Below are 1666 nucleotides of genomic sequence, written 5' to 3'. Positions count from 1 at the left end.
CGGCTTGCTGCTCTAAATTATCGTTTATCATAATGTTAATAACTCTCACCAGTGGCGGGAGATTCTACGGAGAAACTGCCACTGCTGCCGTTCTCTGAAATCGTAACAAGGAGATACGGCGATGAAAAAACAAATTATCAACGAGATACAGCGAAAAATGCTGCCGTATCTCAATAACGAACAGTTGCTGCATTTGAAAGCAGTGCTGGAAGCGTCATTTCAAGGTGTCATAATTGAAATGGGTGAAGAGCAGCCAAAGGTTGATGAACAAGATTCGGTAGCAGCGTTCATTACGGCAAAGCGGATAGAAGGCTGTTCCGAGAAAACACTAGCCTACTATTCAAAAACTATCGAAGCGATGCTGAATGGTGTGGGAAAATCACCGCAGCAAATTACAACGGACGATTTGCGAAAGTATTTGACGGATTATCAAACACAGCGGCGGTCAAGCAAAGTTACAATTGACAATATCCGGCGTATTCTTTCCAGCTTCTTCTCGTGGCTGGAAGATGAAGATTTTATTATGAAAAGCCCTGTCCGCAGGATTCACAAAGTGAAAACCGCAAAAATCATCAAGGAAACGTATACGGATGAAGCGTTGGAGCTGATGCGTGACAACTGTTCAACAGTACGAGATTTGGCGATTATTGATTTGCTGGCATCTTCTGGAATGCGTGTCGGGGAATTGGTGACACTTAATCGGGAGGATATCAATTTCAACGAGCGCGAATGTGTTGTATTTGGTAAGGGCAACAAGGAACGATTGGTATACTTTGACGCACGGACGAAGATCCACCTTCAAAATTATCTGGATGAACGGTCAGATAGCAACCCAGCACTCTTTGTGACGCTGAAAGAGCCGCACGAGCGATTGATGATCGGTGGCGTGGAAACGATGCTCCGTGAATTGGGACGGCGATTGAAGCTAAATAAGGTGCACCCGCACAAGTTCCGGCGTACATTGGCAACATCAGCAATTGACAAGGGAATGCCGATTGAACAGGTGCAGCAGCTTTTAGGACATCAGAAAATCGACACAACTATGCACTATGCAATGGTAAAACAACAAAATGTGAAATTGGCACATAGGAAATTTATAGGATGAGGAAAAATATGATTGTGACGCTAAAAGATATTACGACCAAAATAACAAAAGGGACAACGCCGACATCTATTGGATGTAAATTTGAGAAAAGCGGCATTAATTTTATTAAATCAGAGTCTTTAGTCGATGGGAAAACGATTGATAAAAGTAAATTTGCCTTTATCTCGGAGCGGACACACGAAAGGCTAAAAAGATCTCAAATTGAGGAAAACGATATCCTTTTCTCGATGGCCGGTATGTTCTTGGGCAAAACGGGAATTGCAACCGCTGAAGTGGTGCCAGCAAATACGAATCAAGCGGTTGCAATTATAAGGGTAGATGATACAAAAGCAAACTATGAGTATGTGTACTACTACCTTAATCAAAAGTCTGTCATACATACTATTAATACGACATCTGCACAATCAGCTCAACCGAACATTAATTTGAAACAAATTGGGGAAATCAAGATAAATCTTCCTGACAGAAAAAAGCAAGATCAAATAGTTTCACTTCTTTCTGCAATAGATTTGAAAATTTCAAACAATGTAGAGATAAACGATAATTTAGAGCAGCAAGCCG

General features: G+C 41.5%; 2 protein-coding genes. Both read left to right on the top strand.

Translation table 11 applies throughout. The annotated features are described in order from the left end of the window. Positions 1-121: 121 nt before the first annotated feature. A complete protein-coding gene (gene xerA / locus WMO20_RS14315) occupies positions 122-1105 on the top strand; it encodes a site-specific tyrosine recombinase/integron integrase (RefSeq protein WP_349187299.1) in 984 nt (327 codons plus the stop codon). Then, positions 1102-1666 (top strand): restriction endonuclease subunit S (locus tag WMO20_RS14310; RefSeq protein WP_349187298.1); only part of this gene is annotated, 565 nt, incomplete at its 3' end. The genes xerA and WMO20_RS14310, both read left to right, overlap by 4 nt.

The organism is Faecalibacterium intestinale (assembly GCF_040096575.1).
Classification (GTDB): domain Bacteria; phylum Bacillota; class Clostridia; order Oscillospirales; family Ruminococcaceae; genus Faecalibacterium; species Faecalibacterium intestinale.
The sequence above is the reverse complement of the archived record's forward strand: the minus strand, read 5'-3'. Positions and strand labels throughout refer to the sequence as shown.